18 protein-coding genes and 1 tRNA gene are annotated in these 19,889 nt (G+C 64.9%); 2 read left to right on the plus strand and 17 right to left on the minus strand.

Annotation, left to right across the window (positions count from 1 at the left end):
• Nucleotides 1-12: 12 nt before the first annotated feature.
• A complete protein-coding gene (locus E3T50_RS13045) occupies nucleotides 13-618 on the minus strand; it encodes an ANTAR domain-containing response regulator (protein ID WP_035879545.1) in 606 nt (201 codons plus the stop codon).
• Between the two features lie 38 nt (nucleotides 619-656).
• Here E3T50_RS13045 and E3T50_RS13050 point away from each other — a divergent pair.
• A tRNA-Leu gene (locus tag E3T50_RS13050) sits at nucleotides 657-739 on the plus strand.
• 222 nt (nucleotides 740-961) lie between these two features.
• Here the strand turns inward: E3T50_RS13050 and pyk are convergent.
• The 15 genes from pyk to rpe form a co-directional block, all read right to left on the minus strand.
• Entirely contained in the window at nucleotides 962-2,407 is a 1,446-nt protein-coding gene (gene pyk, locus E3T50_RS13055; RefSeq protein ID WP_134459224.1) for a pyruvate kinase, read from the minus strand.
• Nucleotides 2,408-2,473: 66 nt separating this feature from the next.
• Entirely contained in the window at nucleotides 2,474-3,931 is a 1,458-nt protein-coding gene (locus E3T50_RS13060) for a glutamate synthase subunit beta (RefSeq protein ID WP_134459222.1), read from the minus strand.
• On the minus strand, nucleotides 3,924-8,501 hold the full coding sequence (gene gltB, locus E3T50_RS13065) for a glutamate synthase large subunit (protein WP_134552454.1): 4,578 nt from the start codon (nucleotides 8,499-8,501) through the stop codon (nucleotides 3,924-3,926). The genes E3T50_RS13060 and gltB overlap by 8 nt, the downstream gene beginning before the upstream one ends.
• A 152-nt stretch (nucleotides 8,502-8,653) precedes the next feature.
• Complete coding sequence (lgt, locus tag E3T50_RS13070) at nucleotides 8,654-9,670, minus strand: prolipoprotein diacylglyceryl transferase (protein ID WP_134552456.1); 1,017 nt, start codon at nucleotides 9,668-9,670, stop codon at nucleotides 8,654-8,656.
• Nucleotides 9,671-9,751: 81 nt separating this feature from the next.
• Nucleotides 9,752-10,576, minus strand: a complete 825-nt coding sequence (gene trpA / locus E3T50_RS13075; RefSeq protein ID WP_134552458.1) for a tryptophan synthase subunit alpha — start codon at nucleotides 10,574-10,576, stop codon at nucleotides 9,752-9,754.
• Nucleotides 10,573-11,784: a tryptophan synthase subunit beta gene (gene trpB, locus E3T50_RS13080; protein ID WP_134459214.1), complete on the minus strand. Its 1,212-nt coding sequence runs from the start codon at nucleotides 11,782-11,784 to the stop codon at nucleotides 10,573-10,575. The genes trpA and trpB overlap by 4 nt, the downstream gene beginning before the upstream one ends.
• Nucleotides 11,785-12,555 carry an indole-3-glycerol phosphate synthase TrpC gene (gene trpC / locus E3T50_RS13085; protein ID WP_134552460.1) on the minus strand — a complete coding sequence of 257 codons (771 nt, stop codon included), beginning with the start codon at nucleotides 12,553-12,555 and terminating at the stop codon, nucleotides 11,785-11,787.
• Between the two features lie 19 nt (nucleotides 12,556-12,574).
• The gene (locus tag E3T50_RS13090) at nucleotides 12,575-12,802 is read right to left on the minus strand and encodes a DUF6704 family protein (protein ID WP_134552462.1); all 228 of its coding nucleotides are present in this window, start codon (nucleotides 12,800-12,802) and stop codon (nucleotides 12,575-12,577) included.
• Nucleotides 12,803-12,861: 59 nt separating this feature from the next.
• Nucleotides 12,862-13,545: a Trp biosynthesis-associated membrane protein gene (locus tag E3T50_RS13095; RefSeq protein ID WP_134552464.1), complete on the minus strand. Its 684-nt coding sequence runs from the start codon at nucleotides 13,543-13,545 to the stop codon at nucleotides 12,862-12,864.
• A complete protein-coding gene (locus E3T50_RS13100; RefSeq protein WP_134552466.1) occupies nucleotides 13,545-15,116 on the minus strand; it encodes an anthranilate synthase component I in 1,572 nt (523 codons plus the stop codon). Before E3T50_RS13100 ends, E3T50_RS13095 begins: the two co-directional genes overlap by 1 nt.
• The gene (hisI, locus tag E3T50_RS13105; RefSeq protein ID WP_134552468.1) at nucleotides 15,113-15,478 is read right to left on the minus strand and encodes a phosphoribosyl-AMP cyclohydrolase; all 366 of its coding nucleotides are present in this window, start codon (nucleotides 15,476-15,478) and stop codon (nucleotides 15,113-15,115) included. The genes E3T50_RS13100 and hisI overlap by 4 nt, the downstream gene beginning before the upstream one ends.
• The gene (hisF, locus tag E3T50_RS13110; protein WP_134552470.1) at nucleotides 15,478-16,239 is read right to left on the minus strand and encodes an imidazole glycerol phosphate synthase subunit HisF; all 762 of its coding nucleotides are present in this window, start codon (nucleotides 16,237-16,239) and stop codon (nucleotides 15,478-15,480) included. Before hisF ends, hisI begins: the two co-directional genes overlap by 1 nt.
• Before the next feature lie 21 nt (nucleotides 16,240-16,260).
• Nucleotides 16,261-17,100 carry an ATP phosphoribosyltransferase gene (gene hisG / locus E3T50_RS13115; RefSeq protein ID WP_134459200.1) on the minus strand — a complete coding sequence of 280 codons (840 nt, stop codon included), beginning with the start codon at nucleotides 17,098-17,100 and terminating at the stop codon, nucleotides 16,261-16,263.
• A 71-nt stretch (nucleotides 17,101-17,171) separates the two neighbouring features.
• Nucleotides 17,172-17,435, minus strand: coding sequence for a phosphoribosyl-ATP diphosphatase (locus E3T50_RS13120; protein ID WP_104139287.1), 264 nt, complete (start codon nucleotides 17,433-17,435; stop codon nucleotides 17,172-17,174).
• Nucleotides 17,432-18,115, minus strand: coding sequence for a ribulose-phosphate 3-epimerase (rpe, locus tag E3T50_RS13125; RefSeq protein WP_134552472.1), 684 nt, complete (start codon nucleotides 18,113-18,115; stop codon nucleotides 17,432-17,434). Before rpe ends, E3T50_RS13120 begins: the two co-directional genes overlap by 4 nt.
• Before the next feature lie 52 nt (nucleotides 18,116-18,167).
• Between rpe and E3T50_RS13130 the strand changes: the two genes are divergently transcribed.
• Complete coding sequence (locus tag E3T50_RS13130) at nucleotides 18,168-19,484, plus strand: alkaline phosphatase PhoX (protein ID WP_198417987.1); 1,317 nt, start codon at nucleotides 18,168-18,170, stop codon at nucleotides 19,482-19,484.
• Between the two features lie 286 nt (nucleotides 19,485-19,770).
• Here E3T50_RS13130 and E3T50_RS13135 read toward each other — a convergent pair.
• Nucleotides 19,771-19,889 (minus strand): integrase core domain-containing protein (locus E3T50_RS13135; RefSeq protein ID WP_166784290.1); only part of this gene is annotated, 119 nt, incomplete at its 5' end.

Below are 19,889 nucleotides of genomic sequence, written 5' to 3' on the forward strand. Positions count from 1 at the left end.
GTATCGGTTGGGCTACTTCTTCGCGCTGAGCTGCTCGATGATGGCCTGCGACACGTCGTGCATGGTGAGGCGACGGTCCATGGAGGCCTTCTGAATCCAACGAAAGGCTTCGGGCTCAGTGAGACCCATTTTCTCGTTGAGCAGGCCCTTGGCCCGATCGACGAGTTTGCGGGTCTCGAACCGCTCGACCAGGTCGGCGACCTCGGCCTCGAGCGTGATGATCTGGCTGTAGCGCGAGAGGGCGATCTCGATCGCTGGGAGCAGGTCGTTCGGGGTGAACGGCTTGACGACATAGGCGAGGGCGCCCGCCTCGGTGGCGCGCTCGACCAGTTCCTTCTGGCTGAACGCGGTCAGCAGCACAACCGGGGCGATGTGCTCCTTGGAAAGGCGTTCCGCCGCGCTGATGCCGTCGAGCTGGGGCATCTTGACGTCCATGATGACCAGGTCGGGGCGGAGTTCCCGTGCCAGGGCGACCGCAGTTTCTCCGTCACCGGCTTCGCCGACGACTTCAAAGCCGTTGTCGCGCAGAATTTCGACGATGTCGAGGCGAATGAGGGATTCATCCTCAGCGACGACAACGCGGCGCGGAGGGGTGGGGGTGCTGTCTTGGTCGGTCACGACCAAAAGCCTACGGTATTCTGAACGAGTAGTTGTAAGCCGGTGTGGCGGAATGGCAGACGCGGAGCACTCAAAATGCTTTGTTCGTAAGGACGTGTGGGTTCGAGTCCCACCACCGGTACAATCTTTTATCAGTGAATTGCCAGATCAGCTGCTTTTCTGATCTTCCCGACCTGACCTGAGCGGGTAGGTACGTGCGATTGCCGCAGCGGTCGGCGAAGGGCGCCAGTTTGTGTCGGCAGGCGCGTACCTGTCGGGGTGACGCCATGGTGGACCAGTAGCCGATAGCAACGAAAAGCCCCACTCCGTGACGATCACGGAGTGGGGCTTTTCGCAGGAAACGCTACTTTTTGACGTACGCCGGCGCGAGCTCGTTGTGGGCGTCACCCACGCGGTGCACGCGAATGTCGTTCGTCGAACCCACGATTCCGGGAGGGGAACCCGAGATGACGACGACCTTGTCACCGACTTCAGCGAGGCCCTGGCCGATGAGAATGTCATCGACTTGACCGAACATCGCGTCGGTATGGGTCACCGGGTCCACCAGATAGGTCTGGATACCCCAGGTGAGGGCCAGTCGACGACGAATGCCCGCCTCCGGAGTGAACGCCAGCATCGGAATTTTGGACCGCAGCCGCGACATGCGCCGGGCAGAGTCCCCGGACTCGGTGAAGATACAGAGAAACTTCGCGTCGACGAATTCGGCGACCTCGATGGCTGCCAGGGTGATGGCACCGCCCTGGGTGCGCGGCTTATTGGTCAGCTTGCCGATGCGCTCGAGCCCATGTACCTCGGTGGATTCCACGATGCGGGCCATGGTCTGCACCGTGACGACGGGGTATTCTCCCACGCTGGTCTCACCGCTGAGCATGACGGCATCCGCGCCGTCGAGCACGGCGTTGGCGACGTCGCTGGTCTCGGCCCGGGTGGGCACCGGGCTCAAGATCATGGATTCGAGCATCTGCGTGGCGACAATGACCGGCTTGGCCATGCGCCGAGCGATCTCAACGGCCTGTTTTTGCACAATCGGCACGGCCTCGAGCGGCAGCTCGACGCCGAGGTCGCCACGGGCGACCATGATCGCGTCAAAGGCATCGACGATCTCTTCGAGGTTGTCGACGGCCTGCGGCTTCTCGATCTTGGCGATCACCGGAACGCGGCGGCCTTCCTCGGCCATGATCTCGTGCACGCGGGTGATGTCATCGGCGCTGCGCACGAACGACAGCGCGATGAGGTCGGCTCCGAGACGCAGGCCCCAGCGCAGGTCGGCTTCGTCCTTCTCCGACAGGGCTGGAACGTTGACAGCCACGCCGGGCAGGTTGATGCCCTTGTTATTGGAGACCGGGCCGGCAACGATCACCTTGGTGGTGACGACAACGCCATCCGTTTCGACGACCTGCACCTTGACCTTGCCATCGTCGATGAGCAGAAAATCGCCGGGGTGCACATCGTGAGGCAGTCCCTTGAAGGTAGTGCCGGATAGTTCTTTGGTGCCGAGTACGTCTTCGGTGGTGATCTTGAAGATATCGCCCACGGCCAGTTCGTACGGGCCGCCCTCGAATTTGCCCAGACGAATCTTGGGGCCCTGCAGGTCGACCATCACGGCGACGGCACGCCCGGAATCGTTGGCTGCCTTGCGCACGTTGGCGTAGACACTCTCGTGCACCTGGTAGTTGCCATGGCTCAAGTTCATGCGGCAGACATCGACACCCGCGTCGATGAGGGCTCTGATCTGCTCGTAACTCGCGGCTGCCGGCCCGAGGGTGGCGACAATTTTTGCGCGTCTCATTCTGGTGAATCTCCGATTTCCGCGCTTTTCGGGCGCATTACAACGTGCTGCATGAAGAGGACTGGATTAGAGGGCGAAGGAACGGTCAGTGGGCTTCACCGGAGACGGCAGCTGAGTCTGGCCTTCCAGAAAATGGTCGACGGCAGCCGCGGCGGCGCGGCCCTCGGCGATGGCCCAGACTATGAGCGACTGGCCACGACCGGCGTCTCCGGCGACAAAGACACCCTCATGGCTGGTCTGGTAGTTGCCGTCACGCTCGACGTTGCCGCGCTCATCGAACGGAAGCTTCAGCTGGTGGCCGAGGTCGCCTTGTTCCGGGCCGGTGAAGCCCATGGCGAGCAGCACGAGGTCGGCCGGAATCTCCCGCTCCGAGCCGGCTTTGGGAACGCGGCGTCCGTCGAGGTATTCGGTCTCGGCGATGCGGATGGCTCGCACTTCGCCGAAATCATTGGTCAAGAATTCGACCGTCGACGCGAGGTACTGGCGGGTGCCGCCCTCTTCGTGAGCGCTGGATACCTCGAACAGGGTCGGCGACATCGGCCATGGCTGGCTCTCCGGGCGGGTCGTGCCCGGCTGCTTGCCGATCGCCAGGTTGGTGACGGATGCTGCCAGCTGGCGGTTCGCGGTGCCGATACAGTCGGCTCCGGTATCACCACCGCCGAGCACGACGACGTGCTTGCCCTCGGCGGTGATCGATGCTTCGATGCTTCCGCCGGCGCCGATCTTGTTCTGCTGAACCAGGTATTCCATGGCGAAGTGCACGCCGGGCAGATCGCGCCCCGGAATCGGCAGGTCGCGGGGCACCATGGCACCGGTCGCTACGACGACAGCGTCGTAGCGGGCCCGCAGGTCGTCCCACGTGATGTCCACACCGATGTTGACGTTGGCGCGAAACCGGGTTCCCTCGGCCGTCATCTGGGCGAGGCGCAGCTCGAGGTGTTTCTTCTCCATTTTGAAGTCAGGAATGCCGTAGCGCAGCAGTCCGCCGATGCGGTCGTCGCGTTCGAACACGGCGACAGTGTGGCCGGCACGGGTGAGCTGCTGGGCCGCAGCGAGTCCCGCCGGGCCGGAGCCGACGACAGCGACGGTCTTGCCGGTCAGGCGGCCGGGCGGTTGCGGCTGCACCCAGCCCTTGGCAAACGCCTGGTCGATGATCGAAACCTCGACCTGCTTGATCGTCACGGCCGGCTGGTTGATGCCGAGCACGCACGACGACTCACACGGGGCCGGGCAGAGCCGACCGGTGAATTCGGGAAAATTGTTCGTCGCGTGCAGGCGTTCGATGGCCGCTCGGCCCTCGTCGCGCCAGACCAGATCGTTCCACTCGGGGATAAGGTTACCGAGCGGGCAGCCCTGGTGACAGAACGGCACGCCGCAGTCCATGCAGCGGCCGGCCTGCCGTTTGAGCACGGCGCTGTCACCCTGCTCGTAGACCTCTTTCCAGTCCATCAAGCGGATGGCCACCGGCCGGCGAGCGGGAAGCTCACGTTCCGTGGTCTTCAGGAATCCCTTCGGATCAGCCATTCGTTACCTCCAGAATTCGATTCCAGACAACGAGGCCGTCGGGATCGAGCCCCTCATCGACGGCCGTCTGCCGGGTCTCCAGTACGGCCGCGTAGTCGCGCGGCAGCACCTTGACAAATGCGTTCATGGTTTCTTCCAGGTACTCCAGCATGCGCGCGGCCAGTGCCGAGTCAGTCTGGTCCCGGTGTTGTTCGAGCAGGTCGCGCACGATTTCACGGTCGACACTGTCGAGGGCGAGAAGTCGCAACTCCCCCGAGGTCAGGGCGTCACGGTTGACCCGTTCGGCGGTCAGTCCGTGCACATAGGCGGTGCCACCACTCATGCCGGCGCCGAGGTTGCGTCCGGTCTCGCCGAGGATGACGGCGAGTCCGCCGGTCATGTATTCCAGGGCGTGGTCGCCCACACCCTCCACGACAGCGATCGCACCGGAGTTGCGCACCAAAAATCGTTCGCCGACGATGCCGCGAATGAACATGCTGCCCTGGGTGGCACCGTAGCCGATGACGTTACCGGCGATGACGTTGTCTTCGGCCGGAAATTGGCTGGCCCGATCGGGGCGCACGATGATCTGCCCGCCCGAGAGACCCTTGCCGACGTAGTCGTTGGAATCGCCTTCGAGTCGCAGGGTGATGCCGCTTGGCAGGAACGCCCCGAACGACTGCCCGGCCGACCCGGTGAGGGTGACCTCGATGGACCCGGCCGGCAGGCCGTTTTCGCCGTGCCGCAGGGTGACCTGGTGGCCGAGCATCGTGCCGACGGCACGTTCCGTGTTGCGGATCGGCAGGTCGATACTGACCTTGCCGCCGTGTTCGAGCACGCTCTGGCTGCGACGGATCAGTTCGTTGTCGAAGTGCTTGTCGAGTTCGTGTTCCTGGGCGCGTGCCCACTTGCGCGGTTCGGACTCGGAGAAGTCCGGGCCGCTCAGAATTGGCGAGAGGTCGAGCCCCTGGGCCTTCCAGTGGGTGAGGGCACGGTTTACATTGAGCACCTCCCGGTGGCCGATGGCTTCGTCGAGGCTGCGGAATCCGAGCTCGGCGAGGTACTCACGCACCTCCTGCGCGATGAATTCGAAGAAATTCACCACGTGATCGGCCTGACCGGCAAAGCGCTTGCGCAACTCCGGGTTCTGGGTGGCGACACCGACCGGGCAGGTATCGAGGTGGCAGACGCGCATCATGATGCAGCCCGAGACGACGAGCGGCGCGGTGGCGAAACCGAATTCTTCGGCGCCGAGCAGGGCACCGACGAGCACGTCACGCCCAGTCTTCAGCTGGCCGTCGACCTGCACGACCACTCGGTCGCGCATGCCGTTGAGCATGAGCGTCTGCTGGGTCTCGGCGAGGCCGAGTTCCCACGGGGTCCCGGCGTGCTTGAGGGAGTTGACCGGGCTGGCGCCCGTTCCGCCGTCATGACCGCTGATCAGGATCACGTCGGAGAGTGCCTTGGCGACACCGGCCGCGACGGCACCGATACCGGACTGGCTGACCAGCTTGGTGTGGATGCGCGCCTTCGGGTTGGCCCGTTTCAGGTCGAAGATGAGCTGCTTGAGGTCTTCGATCGAGTAGATGTCGTGGTGCGGCGGCGGCGAGATGAGACCGACGCCGGCGGTGGCGTGCCGGGTACGGGCAATCCACGGGTAGACCTTGGTGGGCGGCAGCTGACCGCCCTCGCCGGGCTTGGCGCCCTGGGCGAGTTTGATCTGGATGTCGTCGGCGTGGGTGAGGTACATGCTCGTCACGCCGAATCGGCCCGACGCGACCTGCTTGACCGCGCTACGTCTGGTCGGGTCGAGCAAACGGTCGAGGTCTTCGCCGCCCTCACCGGTGTTCGACTTGCCGCCGAGACGGTTCATGGCGATCGCAAGGGTTTCGTGCGCTTCCTGGGAGATCGAGCCGTAGCTCATCGCGCCGGTCGAGAAGCGTTTGACGATCTGCGACACCGACTCAACTTCGTCCAGCGGCACGGGCGACCGCTGGCCGGGGCTGAGCGTGAACATGCCCCGCAGGGTCATCAGCGATTCCGCCTGGTCGTCGACCATTTTCGTGTATTCGCGAAAAATATCGTAGCGGCGGGTGCGGGTCGCGTGCTGCAGCCGGAAGATGGTCTCCGGGTTGAACAGGTGCGGGGCGCCATCCCGACGCCACTGGTATTCGCCGCCGGTCGCGAGGCGTTCGTGGGCGGTCACGGCAGCATCCATCGGATAGGCGGATGCGTGCCGCGCCAGGTTTTCGACACCGATCACGTCGATGCCGACACCGCCAAGCTTGCTCGTGGTGCCGGTGAAGTACTGATCCACGAACGACTGGGCGAGGCCGACGGCTTCGAAGGCCTGGGCACCGGCGTAGGACGACACGGTGGAGATACCCATCTTGGACATGATTTTGAGCACCCCCTTGCCGAGCGCCTTGATCACGTTGCGCACCGCTTTCTCGGGCGTGACGTTGGTGATGATGCCGCTGCGCACGAGGTCTTCGCAGGTCTCCATGGCCAGATACGGGTTCACGGCCGACGCACCGTATCCGATCAGCAGGGCCACGTGGTGCACCTCGCGCACGTCGCCGGCCTCGACGACGATGCCGACCTTCATACGGTGTTCGGTGCGAATCAAGTGATGGTGCACGGCGGCGATCATGAGCAGCGACGGGATCGGTGCGAGGTCCTGAGTGGAATCGCGATCGCTGAGCACGATGAACAGCGCGCCGGACACGATTGCCTCGTCCACCTCCACGCAGATCGCCGCGAGCCGCTTTGCCAGGGCGTCCGGCCCTTCCTCGAAGCGATACAGACCACGAATGGTCGTTGTGGTGCGGCTGCCGATGGCGGGGTCGATGTGCTGGATCTTCGCCAGTTCGTCGTTATCGATGACCGGGAAATCCAAAATCACCTGGCGGGCGTGCTCCGGACCGGCGGACAGCAGGTTGCGTTCCGGCCCGAGAGCGAGCTTGAGGCTCGTGACGACTTCTTCGCGAATCGAGTCGAGCGGCGGGTTGGTGACCTGCGCGAACTGCTGGGTGAAGTAGTCGAACATGAGACGCGGACGGTCGCTCAACACGGCGATGGGGGTGTCGCTACCCATGGCGCCCAGCGGTTCGGCGCCGGTGCGGGCCATCGGGGCGAGCAGAATGCGCACCTCTTCTTCGGTGTAGCCGAAGGTGCGCTGACGACGCACTACGGATGCCGGCGGGTGCACGATGTGCTCCCGCTCCGGAAGGTCCTTGAGGTTGATGCGCCCCTTCTCGAGCCAGTCTCCCCACGGTTCGCTCGCGGACAGTTCTGCTTTGATCTCCCGGTCGTCGATGATGCGGCCGGCCTTGGTGTCGACCAGGAACATCTGGCCGGGGCGCAAGCGGCCCTTGCGCACGACGCGGGCCGGGTCAATGCCGAGCACGCCGATCTCACTCGCGAGCACGACGAGGCCGTCGTCGGTGACGAGGTAGCGTCCGGGGCGCAAGCCGTTGCGGTCGAGCGTTGCCCCCACCAGGGAACCGTCGGTGAAAACGATCGCGGCGGGGCCGTCCCACGGTTCCATGAGCATGGAATGGTATTCGTAGAAGTCGCGACGTTCGTCGTCGAGGTCGGTCTGGTTCTCCCACGCCTCCGGCACCATCATCATGATGGCGTGCGGCAGCGACCGACCGGACAGGCTGAGCAGTTCGACAACCTCATCGAAGGAGGCCGAGTCGCTCGCACCCGGGGTGACGATCGGCAGCAGTGGTGCGACGTCGCCGAGCAACTCGGATTCGAGTTGGGACTGACGCGCACGCATCCAGTTGCGGTTGCCCTGCACCGTGTTGATCTCGCCGTTGTGGGCGATCATGCGGAACGGCTGGGCCAGGGGCCAGGACGGGAATGTGTTTGTGGAATAGCGGGAGTGCACGAGGGCGAGTGTCGAGACGAAGCGTTCGTCGGACAGGTCGGGGTAGAACGGTTCAAGCTGCAGGGTCGTGACCATGCCCTTGTAGACCAGGGTGCGACAGGACAGCGAGACGAAGTAGATCTCCAGTTCGCGTTCGGCACGCTTGCGCAGCCGAAACGTCTGCCGGTCGAGCGCGATGTCCGAGAGCGGGTCGCCGGATTCGGTGGTGCGGGTGCTTTGCACGAACAGCTGCTGGATGGCGGGCATGTTGGCACGGGCCTGGCTGCCGAGGTCTTCCGGGTGCACCGGGACCTCACGCCAGCCGAGGATGGTGAGACTTTCCTCCTCAGCGATCAGGCTGATCGCGCGTTTGATCCCGGTGCGCGCGGTCGGGTCGGTCGGCAAAAAAACGTTGCCGACGGCGTACTGGCCCAGCGGGGGAAGCGCGAAATCCGTGACGGCGCGCAAAAAAGCATCCGGCACCTGAGTGATGATGCCGGCGCCGTCACCGGTCCCGGCATCGGAGCCGACCGCCCCACGGTGCTCAAGGTTGCGCAGGGCGTCGAGGGCCTGGGTGATGATGTCGTGCCCGGCGGTGCCACGCAGGGTCGCCACCATGGCCAGGCCACACGCGTCGCGCTCGGCCGACGGGTCGTACAGACCGGATGCTTCAGGCATGCTGCTGAAGCGGGAGTAGAGAGGTTTCTGCGTCATGGAGACCGTCCTCACGAAATGATTGGCTGTAAGGGACGACGTCGGCCCGAAGGTGAAGTGTGCAGGAAACCGTAACGAGGCGCCCTGTTCGGGCCGGGCCCGCAACCGGGCGCCGCTACGGGTGTGTCAGCTGGGATTGCGCAGACATGAGATTACAGACGCGAAGCGCTCGTGCTTGTGGCTGCGGCCTCGGGCGATTCGGGGTGATCGGCATCATCGCTCTGATCCGCGGTGGTGTCATCGTCTGGTTCCGAATCGCTGTCATCGAATTCTACCCCAGCGTCAGGACCATTCCATTCCCGACCGGGAACATACGGGCTGGGCTCAAGGCCCGGGTGGCGGTGACGCTGCACGAGAATGATGACCAAACCGAGCGCGATGGCCGCCAGGGCAGCCCAGACGTTGGTGCGGATGCCGAAGTAGATCTCGCTCGGGTCGATGCGAATCGACTCGAAAAAGCTGCGCCCCAGTCCGTACCAGATCAGGTACGCACCCAGGGTCTGACCGAACCGCAGGCGGAATTTGCGTTCGAGGTAGAGGATGACGGCTACACCGAGCAGGTTCCAGATGATTTCGTAGAGAAAAGTCGGGTGGAACAGCGTGCCGGACGGCAGCCCGACCGGGAAGGCAACATTGTTCGGTTCGATTTCGAGGCCCCAGGGCAGTGTCGTCGGCAGACCGAACAGTTCGTGGTTGAACCAGTTGCCGAGCCGGCCGGTGGCCTGCGCGACGAGCAGCGCGGGCGCGACGGCATCGGCGAACGTCCAGAAGCGGATGCCCGCCAGTCGGCAGCCGATGTAGGCGCCGACGGCGCCACCGATCAGCGAACCGAAGATCGCGTTGCCGCCCTCCCAGATGTACAGGGTGCGCAGCAGGTCGGCGCCCTCAAAGAAGTAGTCGCCCGGGTGGGTGAGTACGTGGTAGATGCGTGCACCGACGATGCCGAGGGGCACCGCCCAGAGGATGATGTCGAGTACGACTCCCGGCTCCGCGCCACGCTTGGTCAGGCGACGGGAGGTGATGATGGTCGCCAGGATTATTCCGGCAAGGATGCACAGCGCGTAAGCGTGGATGCGGAACGGTCCCACGTCGAAGAAGCTCCATCCCGGGCTCGAAATACTCGAGTTCAAAATGCTCGTGCTGCTCAAAAAGCTCAGAGGCCAGGACACCTAGGTACTACCTTTCATCGTGACTCACATCACTTGGGGCGATTCGATCGATCGCCTCGAACAATTAAGTGTAGAGCGCGTCTACGCGGCGGGGCGGATATCCCGCGCACCGACGGCGAGTTCACGAGCCAGGCGTCCCACGGCTGGTATTCCCCCGTCTGTCAGCGCCTTCACGAGCGCGGAGCCGACGATGGCGCCGTCGGCGTAGCCGAGAATCTCGCGCACCTGCTCGGGCGTGGAAATGCCCAGGCCGACGCACGCACTCGTGCAGCCGACCGCGCGCAAGCGCTCCACCAGAATGCGGGCGGCCGCGTCCACGCCGGCGCGAGCGCCGGTCGTTCCCATCGTCGAGACGGTGTATACGAATCCGCGGCTCGCCTCGATTGCCTGTACCAGGCGGGCGTCAGACGACGACGGTGCGGCCAGGAAGACGCGGTCGAGGTCGGCACGAACGCTCGCCGCCATCCAGTCGTCGGCTTCGTCGGGAATGAGGTCGGGCGTGATCAGTCCGGCACCGCCAGCGGCGCGCAGGTCGTCGGCGAATCGTTCAACGCCGTACTGCACGACCGGGTTCCAGTAGGTCATGACCAGAACGGGAGCATCGACCTGTGCGGTGATGGCCCTGATCGCCTCGAACCCGTGGCGCAGCTTGAACCCGTTGGCCAGTGCCTGCTGGGTGGCCGCCTGGATGACGGGGCCGTCCATCACCGGGTCGGAGTAGGGCAGGCCGAGTTCGATAACATCGACGCCGTTGGCGACGAGGGCCACCGCAGCGTCGATGCTGTCGTTCAGCGTGGGGAAACCAACCGGAAGGTAGCCGATGAGGGCTCCCCCACCCGCGGAGCGTCGGCGGGCAATGGTCTGTTCGACCGTGCTCCCAGCGCCGCTCGTGATTGGGGTCGTCATGACTGTTCCGCGCCTTCGTCGAGCAGGTCGAAGTACCGACCGGCAGTTTCCATGTCTTTGTCGCCGCGACCGCTGAGATTGACCAGGATGGTCGCCTCCGGGCCGAGTGCGCGACCGAGCTCGAGGGTGCCGGCGAGGGCATGAGATGACTCGATCGCCGGGATGATGCCTTCGGTGCGGCTGAGCAGCCGCAGGGCGCTCATCGCCTCATCGTCGGTGATCGGCAGGTAGGTAGCCCGACCGATGCTGGCAAGCCAGGCGTGCTCCGGTCCGACTCCCGGATAGTCGAGGCCCGCCGAAATGGAGTGCGAATCAACGGTTTGACCGTCTTCGTCCTGCAGCAGCATGCTACGGGCGCCGTGCAGCACTCCGGGGCGGCCCTTCGTGATGGTCGCCGCGTGTCTGGGCGTTTCGACGCCGTCGCCAGCCGCTTCATAGCCGAACAGGGCAACATCGGGGTCGTCAAGGAAGGCGTCGAAGATCCCCATGGCGTTCGAACCGCCGCCGACACAGGCCGTGACGGCGTCCGGCAGGCTGCCGGTCAGGTCGAGGACCTGCTTGCGGGCCTCCTCCCCGATGATTTTTTGAAAGTCGCGCACCATGGCCGGGAACGGATGCGGTCCGGCCACGGTCCCGAAAATGTAGTTAGTGGTTTCAACGTTGCTGACCCAATCGCGCATGGCGTCGTTGATGGCGTCTTTCAAGGTGCGCGAGCCGGTTTTCACCGGAACGACCTCGGCGCCGAGCAGGCGCATCCGGGCGACGTTGAGTGCTTGACGTTCGGTGTCGACCTCGCCCATATAGACGACGCACTCCAGCCCGAACAGGGCCGCGACGGTGGCCGTGGCCACGCCGTGCTGGCCAGCCCCGGTTTCAGCGATCACGCGGGTCTTGCCGATTCGCTGGGTGAGCAGGGCCTGGCCGAGCGCGTTGTTGATCTTGTGCGAACCGGTGTGGTTGAGGTCTTCACGCTTGAGGATGATGCGGGCGCCACCGGCATACTCGGCGAAGCGCGGCACCTCGGTGATGATGGATGGGCGACCGGAGTAGTTGACGTGCAACTTCGTCAAGGCCGCAGCGAAAGCCGGATCGTTCCTGGCGAGTTCGTATTCCGCCGTGAGTTCATCGAGCGCCGCCACGAGGGATTCGGGCACGAACCTGCCGCCGAAGTCACCGAAATAGGGGCCGGGCTGTGTACGTAGAGACATTTAAACCGCCAAAAACTCAGAGAGGGTTCGGATGGGATCGCTCGTGACGAGCGCTTCGCCGACCAGGACGACATCGGCGCCGGCGCCACGGTAGTGCGCGACGTCGGCGGCCGTCTTGACGGCGGATTCGGCGACACGGATGACGCCGGACGGAATTCTGTCGGCGAGGGTGCCGAAGAGGTTCGGATCGAGTTCAAAGGTAGACAGGTCGCGCGCGTTGACCCCGACCAGGCTCGCTCCGATGTCGAGAGCACGACTGACTTCGTCGCCGCTGTGCGTTTCGACCAGGGCGGTCATGCCGAGCTCGTGGATGAGTTCGTGCAGCGAGAGCAGCGTGGCCTGGTCGAGGGCGGCGACGATGAGCAACACCAGATCGGCGCCCGCCGCGCGGGCTTCGAACACCTGGTACGGCGTGCCGATGAAATCCTTGCGCAGGATGGGAATGCTCACCGCAGCCCGCACCTGCTCGAGGTCGGTCATCGAGCCGTGGAAACGGCGACCCTCGGTGAGCACGCTGATCGCGCTCGCCCCGCCGGTCTCATACGAGACCGCCAGTGCCGCCGGGTCGGTGATGGCCGCCAAAGCGCCGCGGCTCGGGCTGGCCCGCTTGATTTCCGCGAGAATTTTTACCCGATCGGCCGGGGCCAGGGCCGCCAGCGCGTCGAGTGCCGGCGCGTGAGCGCGCGCCGCGGCCTCCACGCTCGCAAAGGGGCGAGTGAGGAGGCGTTGCTCAGCGTCTAAAACCGCGCCGGCGAGAAGTTCTTGAAGCACCAGGTCTCTACGCCGCCGATTAGTGGGTGTGCGGGGCGGGCAAGGCGCCGACGCCGTAGCCGACCTTGCTCAGCACATAGCCCACGATGACACCGGCGATGAGGAGCCCGAATGAGGCCCAAACGAGCCAGACCAGCTCGAAGAAGAAGGCAGTGGTGCCGATGGCGAATGCGGCCAGCATGATGATGACAGCGGTCCAGGCCGCCGCGGAGTGGCCGTGTCCGGGATCTGACGGATCGATGCTCATTGTTCTCCTCTAAATACGTTGACTAGCGGATCAAGTCTAGCGGAGCAGCGGCCCGCAGTTCAGCGAGCGGTGGGGTCATCGCCGCGACTGAGGTCGTCCCAGTCCCCCACGGAGTCGCTCGGTGCCGGCTCCTCGGTCGAACCGCCCGGCGCGCGACCACTCAGGGTCGAAGCCGGCACGGAACCGTCCGGGGAGGCTACCGGTTCAAAACGCACAGCCTGATACTTGCGGGTCGGTCCGGGCCAGCGGCCACTCGTCAGGACGACGGCCACGCCGGTGGCTGCCATGATCACGGCAGCACCCATTGCGACAAACGGCCACGGTGTGACAATCGTGCCGAGCACGCTCAGCGCAATGGACTCGTGTCCGGCGATTCCGGTCGCCGCGGTCACCGCAGCGGCACTGGCCCGAGAGGGGTCGCTGACCGCGAGGAACGCGGCGAGAAAGACCGAAAACCCGAGGAGCACTTCGAGCGCTCCGAGCACGATGCGAATGAGCCGGCCCGCGATGGTCAGGGCGCCCGCCAGAGCGAAGCCGGAGAGGGCGAGTGCCGTGAGCGCCGGCGCGGCGATCGCTCCATCGATCTGCAACACCTGGGTGCCAGCATCGGGGAGCCCGACTTCAGCGTGCACCCAGACCTGCGTCCAGGCCAGCATTGCCAGGGCGCTCGCACCCAAAATGGTGAGAAGGAGCACGAGTTTGAGCCGGCGCGGGGACATCCGCTTGGCTGATTCTGTGGCCACTAGGACACCCGCCGCATCGCGTTGGCGATGGCGACGGCGCGCAACGGGGCTGCCGCCTTGTTTTGCGACTCCTGGTACTCGGAAGCCGGGTCGGAATCGGTGACGACGCCGCCCCCGGCCTGCACCCGGGCGATGCCGTCCTTGATGGTGGCGGTACGGATGGCGATAGCCAGGTCGGCGTCGCCGGCGAAGCCGAAGTAGCCGACCACTCCCCCGTACACGCCACGCTGGGCCGGTTCGAGGGCGTCGATGATCTCCAGCGCCCGCGGTTTCGGAGCGCCCGACAGGGTGCCGGCCGGGAAAGTGGCACGGAAGACGTCGATCGCGGTCTTGCCGGCGACCAGGTTGCCCTCGACCGAGGACACCAGGTGCATGATGTGGCTGAACCGTTCGATGCGCATGAACTCGGTCACTTCGACCGATCCAGCCGTGCAGACCTTGAGTAGGTCGTTGCGAGCGAGGTCGACGAGCATGAGGTGCTCGGCGCGTTCCTTGGGGTCTTCGGCGAGCTCGATCGCGTAGTCAGCGTCGGCATCCGGTGTGGTGCCACGCGGCTTGGAACCGGCGATCGGGTGCGTGAAAACACGCTTGTCCTGCACCTTGACGAGCGCTTCGGGTGAGGAACCCACGATCCAATACGGGTCGCCGCTCGGCGTTTCCAGGCTGAGCAGGTACATGTACGGGCTCGGATTGAGGCTGCGCAAGACGCGGTAGACGTCGATCGGGTGCGCGGTGCACACCTGGTCGAAGCGCTGCGAGATGACGACCTGAAACACGTCGCCGTCAACGATGTGCTGTTTGCCGATGTTGACAGCAGCGAGAAAATCGTCGCGCGTGGTGCGGTTGATCGGTGCGCTCGGCGCTTGCAGGTCGACCTCAGCCAGCCACGCCTCCCCGGGCGCTGCGAGGCGGGTTTGCAGGGAGTCCAGGCGTGCCGTCGCATCAGCCCACAGCTGGTCCGGCGTGTCGGCACCGTCGTTGAGCACGTTGGCGATGAGTTGCACCGTGCCGTACTTGTGATCGAGTACGACGAGGTCGGCGACGAAGCTGAACGACTGGCCAGGCACGTCGTAGTCGGCGGGCGGCTGGTGCGGCAGGCGTTCGATCTGGCGGATGGCCTCCCAGCCGATGAATCCGACGAGTCCGCCGGTCAGTGGCGGGTGCTCCGGCAACCGCGGCGTCTGCCAGCGATCGAACAGATAAGCCAGTGCGGCCAGCGGGCCCAGGTGTGCGGCATCGCCGAGCGCGCGGTCGGCGGAAAGTCCGTAATCGATCCAGCGGGTGTCGTCGCCGTCCTGGGTGAGCACACCGAACGAGGACACGCCGACGAAGGAGAACCGCGACCAGATGCCGCCCTGTTCGGCCGATTCGAGCAAAAAACTGCCCGGAAGACCGTTGGCGAGCTTGCGGTAAATGCCGACCGGGGTTTCACCGTCGGCGAAAAGCTCTCGAATGACCGGGATGACCCGGTGCGCGTCGATGAGCGCGTCGAACTGGCCGCGGGTAGTGGAGCCAGCGGTGCTCGTTTTTTGGTTGCTGCGTCCGGTTGCTGCCGGGGGGCGCTCGGTCATGCCACCGGCCTTTCCAGTGTGATCGCGCCGAGGTCACGCCCGTCGAAGCAGGTGCGGGAGCCGGTGTGGCAGGCCGCTCCGACCTGGTCGACCTGCACGAGCAGGGTATCGCTGTCGCAGTCGAAGGCGGCCGAGTGCACGTACTGCGCGTGGCCGGAGGTATCGCCCTTACGCCAGTATTCCTGGCGGCTTCGCGACCAGAAGGTGACGCGCCCCTCAACGAGGGTGCGGCGCAGCGCTTCCCGGTTCATCCAGCCGAGCATGAGCACCTCGCGGGTGTCCCACTGCTGAATGACGGCAGGCAGCAGTCCGTCGGCGTCGAAGACGGCGGCGTCGAGCTGATCGGTCAGTTCTGCGCTCATCAGCGCACCTGCAATCCGGCGTCGGTGAGCTCGCGCTTCACGTCGCCTACGGTCAATTCTGCATTGTGAAAAACGGATGCGGCCAGTACGGCGTCAGCGCCGGCCCGGATCGCGGGTGGAAAGTCGGACACGTTCCCGGCGCCGCCGGAAGCGATCACCGGAACCCGACTGTTGGCCCGCATGAGCGCGATGAGCGCAATATCGAAGCCGGCTTTGGTGCCGTCGGCGTCGATCGAGTTGACCAGGAGCTCCCCGACCCCCAGCTCGATCGCCTGCCGGGCCCAGCCCACAGCGTCCAGGTCGGTTTCGGTGCGGCCGCCGTGCGTGGTCACGATGAAGCCGCTCTCGGCGCGTTCGGATCGTTTCACGTCGAGGCTCAACACCAGTACCTGGGCGCCGAAGCGGTCGGCAATTTCAGCGATGAGAGCCGGGCGGGCGATTGCCGCGCTATTGACGCTGACTTTGTCGGCGCCGCTCGCCTGCAGACGGGACACGTCTTCGACGCTGCGAATGCCACCGCCGACGGTGAGCGGAATGAATACCTGCTCGGCCGTTGCACGCACCACGTCATAGGTGGTCGAGCGGTTGTCGACGGTGGCCGTGACGTCGAGGAAGGTGAGCTCGTCGGCGCCCTGTTCGTAGTAGCGGCGTGCGAGCTCGACCGGGTCGCCGGCGTCGCGCAGGTTTTGAAAATTGACACCCTTCACGACGCGACCGTTGGCCACGTCGAGGCAGGGAATGACGCGCACACTCAAACTCATGCGAGTTCTCCTCTCCCCGGGTTACAAACGGGCGTTGTGAATGGTGGTGACCAGGATGGCTCTGGCGCCGAGGGCGTAGAGGGCGTCCATCACATTGTTCATGTCGAGCCGGGCGATCATGACGCGCACGGCGGCCCACTCCGGGTCGTGCAGCGAAGAGACGGTCGGAGATTCGATGCCGGGAGCGAGCGCTGCCGCCGCGTCGAGCAACGCGACCGGAATGTCATAGTCGAGCAGCACATACTGGCGAGCCACGAGCACTCCCTGCAGTCGGCGCAGCAGGGTGTCGATGCCGGCCTTGTCGTTGGTGGAGCTGATCAGCACGGCGGTGGATTCAAGAATAACCGGTCCGAAGATTTCGAGGCCAGCCTTGCGCAGCGTCGTGCCGGTGGAGACAACGTCGGCGACAGCATCCGCTACGCCGAGCTGAACGGCGGATTCGACGGCACCGTCGAGTTCGACCAGGTCGACCGTCACGGAGTGCGTGGCGAGGAAACGTTCGACCAGGCCGGGGTAGCTTGTGGCGACGCGCAGGCCGTCGAGGTCTTTCAGCTCGGTGAAGCGACCGGCCGGCCCGGCGAACCGAAAGGTCGAGTCGCCAAAGTCGAGGCTGGCGATCTCCACGGCTTTCGAGTGCGAGTCGAGCAGCAGGTCGCGTCCGGTGATACCGACGTCGAGTGCGCCTGATCCGACGTAGGTGGCGATGTCGCGGGGGCGCAGGTAAAAGAATTCGACCCCGTTGCGCGGGTCGGCGGTCACCAGGTCGCGCGGATCGCGGCGACCGGTGTACCCGGCTTCGGCCAGCATCTGCGCGGCGGTTTCAGACAACGAGCCCTTATTGGGCACGGCAATTCTCAGCATGGGAGTATTCTCTCGGTTTGGTTCACACGACTATTCACTGAAATCAGGCCAGCATCACACTCTGGCGCGGGTCACAGATGTCGGTAGATGTCGGCCGGAGACAGGCCCTTGGCAATCATCATGACCTGCAGGTGGTACAGCAACTGGGAGATTTCGGCGGAGGTTTCGTCGTCGCTTTGAAACTCGGCAGCCATCCAGACTTCGGCGGCTTCTTCGACAATTTTCTTGCCAATGGCGTGCACGCCGGCGTCGAGTTCACGCACGGTGCCGGAGCCCTCGGGGCGGTTGCGGGCCTTGTCGCTCAGTTCTACGAAAAGGTCATCGAAAGTTTTCACGACTCTAGGTTACCCGCCCCGTGACGGTGACTGGCCGCGCGCTCCCGCAGCAGGCTGATCTGGGCGGCTGGATTCTCGGCCCCGAACACGCTGGACCCCGCCACGAAGGTGTCCGCGCCAGCCGCAGCGGCGATTTCGATCGTCTGCTCGGTGATGCCGCCGTCGACCTGCAGCCAGACGTCGAGGCCGTTCTTTTCGACGGCTGCGCGGAGCTGTGCGAGCGTGGGCATGGTCGATTGCATGAAGCTCTGACCGCCGAAGCCGGGTTCGACCGTCATCACCAGCACCTGGTCGAATTCGGGCAGCAGGTCGAGGTAGGGCGCGACGTCGGTGCCGGGCTTCAGAGCGATGCCGGCACGGGCTCCGATTGAGCGCAGCCGGCGGGCCACGGTGACCGGGTCGGTCGTGGCCTCGGCGTGGAAGGTGACCGAGAACGCCCCAGCCTCGGCGTAGCCGGGCGCCCACCGCTCGGGGTCGTCGATCATCAAGTGGATGTCCAGCGGCAGCGGCGATACCTGCTGCAGGCGTTCGACCATGCCGAGCCCGAAGGTGAGGTTCGGTACGAAATGGTTGTCCATGATGTCGACGTGAACCAGGTCGGCCGAGCGGATGCGACCCAGCTCGCTCTCAAAATTGGCGAAATCGGCGGCGAGGATGCTGGGGTTGATGCGGGTGGCCATCCACTCAGCCTACCGAGCCGCGCTCGGCGAGCCCGGTTCACCGTGCGTTCCAATGAGCGTTGCCTGGGCGTTACCGGGAGCGGATAGACCTAACCGTGGTGCGCAGTTGCGTACGCCCATCCGTCTTCAAGGAGATTCATATGTCCTCATCCGTGTCCCGCCGGGGCTTCCTCGGTGGCACTGCCGCGACGGGCCTCGGCTTCGTATTCGCCGGTGCCGGCAGCCTGGATCCGTTCTCCCGCGCCGCTGCTGCTACCCGTCCCTCCGCCGGGTATGGCGCGCTCTCGTTCCCGTCACGGACGGCCTCACCTACGACATCGGAGCCATTGGCGGCACCTCGACGATTACCGTCGACGCGAATGGCAATCGCATCGGCCAGTACACGAGCCTGGCCGGCACCGACAATAACTGTGCCGACGGGATCACCCCGTGGGGGACCTGGCTGAGCTGTGAGGAAACCGAAAGTCGCGTCGGTAGCGCGGGTAACACCAAAAATCACGGCTACGTGTTTGAAGTCGACCCGTCCAGCCGCGAAGCGAACGTGGGCAAAAGCTTCGTACAGATGAAGTTCATGGGTCGCTACTCCCACGAGGCAGTCGCCATCGATCCTCCCACCAGCGCCGTCTACCTGACCGAAGATGCCAGCAATCCCAATGGCCTGTATCTGCGCTGGACTCCGCCAAGCGGCTTCATGCCGGGCAAGGATGCCCTTCGACAACTCGCGCAGTCCGAGGGCGGCGACATCGCGGGCGCCCTTCAGGCCATGATTTGCTACCGGGGCAGCACGCACGTCCCGGATCTGGCCGAGGCCACGCGGCCCGGCACGCGTTACACGGTTCGGTGGAAGGATGTCCCCGACCGAGATGCCGCCACCACTTCCGTTCCCAGGCAATTCAGCGACGAGCAGATCACCCGCTCCCGCAAACTCGAAGGCCAGTGGTGGGCCGACGGCGGTGCCTTCTTCGTTTCCAGCTTCGCGCGGACCACCGACGGCAGCGCCAACGAGCACGACGGCCAGGTGTGGTTCTACGATCCGGCCAGTGAGAGCATCACCCTGAAGACGATCTTCGGTGTGAACGCCAACCCTGACGTCGAGGGAAACAACTTCGATGGCCCGGACAACATCACAGTCGCGCCGCAGGGCGGACTCATCCTGGCCGAGGACGGCAATGGGATCTCGCACCTGGTGGGAGTGACCGCGGATGGTAAGTCGTATCCACTGGCTCGAAACGACTTCAATGACAGCGAGTTCTGTGGGCCTGCCTTCAGCGCCGACGGGAAAACCCTGTTCGTGAACATTCAGTCACCCGGTTTTACGCTGGCCGTCACCGGACCGTGGGGTCGACCCAGCAACTCAAGCACTCGCTAGCAACCGCCCGGACCGCGGGGCCGTGACCGCACATCGCTATTCGACCGTGAACCCTTGGGTACCACCGTGGCTGAAAACTGATTTCCAGCTGCGCCGACTGTGCTGACCGGGTTCACGGACGTAACCATCGGCCAGGCTGCGAACGGGCTGGTCAGGGAGCAGGCGGACGCAGCGGGGCTCCGCTTGGCAGAGACGGCGAACAGACCAGGGTGCGACAGACCAGACTCTGCACCGGGGCGCAGTCACCGAGACGCAGCCCGACCTGCTGGGGATTGCCGATAGCGGTCTAGTTGTTCTTCCCACTGACGTTGTGAACGCGGTCGATGGGTGATTTGCCGCCGATGCCGGTATGGGGTCTGTGGTGATTGTAGCTATGAATCCAGTCCAGGTACGTTGCTGCTCGGG

This window comes from Cryobacterium gelidum (assembly GCF_004403985.1).
Classification (GTDB): domain Bacteria; phylum Actinomycetota; class Actinomycetes; order Actinomycetales; family Microbacteriaceae; genus Cryobacterium; species Cryobacterium gelidum.

Coding starts and splice junctions, on each gene's coding strand:
- E3T50_RS13130 (WP_198417987.1), top strand. CDS start 18,168: ATGAGCGTTGCCTGGGCGTTACCGGGAGCGGATAGACCTAACCGTGGT.
- hisF (WP_134552470.1), bottom strand. CDS start 16,239: ATGAGTTTGAGTGTGCGCGTCATTCCCTGCCTCGACGTGGCCAACGGT.
- trpA (WP_134552458.1), bottom strand. CDS start 10,576: ATGACGACCCCAATCACGAGCGGCGCTGGGAGCACGGTCGAACAGACC.
- E3T50_RS13060 (WP_134459222.1), bottom strand. CDS start 3,931: ATGGCTGATCCGAAGGGATTCCTGAAGACCACGGAACGTGAGCTTCCC.
- trpB (WP_134459214.1), bottom strand. CDS start 11,784: ATGTCTCTACGTACACAGCCCGGCCCCTATTTCGGTGACTTCGGCGGC.
- rpe (WP_134552472.1), bottom strand. CDS start 18,115: ATGGCCACCCGCATCAACCCCAGCATCCTCGCCGCCGATTTCGCCAAT.
- hisG (WP_134459200.1), bottom strand. CDS start 17,100: ATGCTGAGAATTGCCGTGCCCAATAAGGGCTCGTTGTCTGAAACCGCC.
- E3T50_RS13090 (WP_134552462.1), bottom strand. CDS start 12,802: ATGAGCATCGATCCGTCAGATCCCGGACACGGCCACTCCGCGGCGGCC.
- hisI (WP_134552468.1), bottom strand. CDS start 15,478: ATGAGCGCAGAACTGACCGATCAGCTCGACGCCGCCGTCTTCGACGCC.
- gltB (WP_134552454.1), bottom strand. CDS start 8,501: ATGACGCAGAAACCTCTCTACTCCCGCTTCAGCAGCATGCCTGAAGCA.
- E3T50_RS13100 (WP_134552466.1), bottom strand. CDS start 15,116: ATGACCGAGCGCCCCCCGGCAGCAACCGGACGCAGCAACCAAAAAACG.
- pyk (WP_134459224.1), bottom strand. CDS start 2,407: ATGAGACGCGCAAAAATTGTCGCCACCCTCGGGCCGGCAGCCGCGAGT.